The organism is Cypionkella sp. TWP1-2-1b2 (assembly GCF_049896245.1).
GTDB lineage: Bacteria > Pseudomonadota > Alphaproteobacteria > Rhodobacterales > Rhodobacteraceae > Cypionkella.
In genome coordinates this window covers 1-1,168 of the sequence record NZ_JAFCTX010000097.1, presented here as the reverse complement: position 1 = coordinate 1,168, position 1,168 = coordinate 1, and the positions used below count along the sequence as shown (strand labels likewise).

The window sequence follows — 1,168 nt, the reverse complement described above, 5'->3', positions numbered from 1 at the left end:
ACGTCGCCAGAGTTCGGCCTTCTGCTCGTGCGATAAGCCTGGGCGGCCGGTTCGTGCCATCTTGGGTCCTTTCATAACATCTCAAATCAAAGATGTTGCGCTGACCGGTTGAACCCACCCCAGCCTTCTTCCAGAACGAGCCGTTACCGGAAGGTGCAGAGCTTGTGGGCTGGGCAGCCTTGGTCGAATTCGTTGGCGTTAGGGCACCGGTTCGCCAGCTCTCATGTGTCTCAGGCAAGCATGTAGGCGGCAACAAGCGGACCGAAGGCCCTTGGGAATTATTCGACAAGCGTTATCGGCCAGAGCCGACCCTGCTGGGCCATTTGACCTTTGCTCTGCGGCACGAGAGCATGGACCTTCTGATCCTGAAACGGGTTCTCAAGGCAGCACCGCAATCGGCGCTGATCGAGATCGTGCAGGCTGCTCCCACCGGCGCCATCGCGCGGCGTATCTGGTTTTTCTACGAAACGCTTACCGGGAACCGACTGGACCTGCAGGACGCACCCGCAGTCACAGCCATCGACGCCCTCGACCCCGCTCAATACATCACCTGGTTCCGGGATTCCGCTGATCGGGGCCGCCTGTCGGCGCGCCACAGGATCCGCGATAACCTGCTTGGAACCGGAGCGTTCTGTCCCATCATCCGCCGAACAGCCAAGCTGGAAGCCTTCATCGCCGGTGATCTGTCGGCGCGGGCGCAGGAGATAATTGGCCAGACCGGCGCACAGATAATCGCGCGGGCAGCCAGCTTTATGCTGCTAGCCGACAGTCGCGCAAGCTTTGAGATTGAGGGGGAACGCCCGGCGGCCAATCGTTTGGAACGTTGGGGTAAAGCCGTCCTTGAGGCAGGCAAGCGGCCGCTCAACCAGACGGAGATTTATCGGTTGCACCGAATTGTGATTGGCGATGATCGTTTCACCCCAATCGGCTACCGCGAGGATGGCGTATTCCTTGGAGAGCGGGACCATAATAATGCGCCATTGCCCGAGTTCATCGGTGCCCGGCACCAGGATGTTCTGGAGCTGATAACCGGGCTAAATCTATGCAACAACTGTCAATCAGCGTCGAATATTGAACAGGTAACAGCGTTCAATATTGATCAGTTTGGGCGCTGATTTTCTTGCGCTGTTTGAAGCGCCAGGAGTCATTTCCGGTTTCGAGAATGTCG

The 1,168-nt window shown here is 58.1% G+C and carries 1 protein-coding gene; it reads left to right on the top strand.

Translation table 11 applies throughout. The features are described 5' to 3' along the window. Positions 1 to 350: 350 nt before the first annotated feature. Positions 351 to 1,115 (top strand): hypothetical protein, encoded by a 765-nt coding sequence (locus tag ACP7AP_RS24160; protein WP_426038466.1) that lies wholly within the window; start codon positions 351 to 353, stop codon positions 1,113 to 1,115. Positions 1,116 to 1,168 lie beyond the last annotated feature (53 nt).

What these genes read in the sequence shown, in the direction of transcription:
- ACP7AP_RS24160 (WP_426038466.1), top strand. Translation starts at nt 351, where the DNA reads ATGGACCTTCTGATCCTGAAACGGGTTCTCAAGGCAGCACCGCAATCG.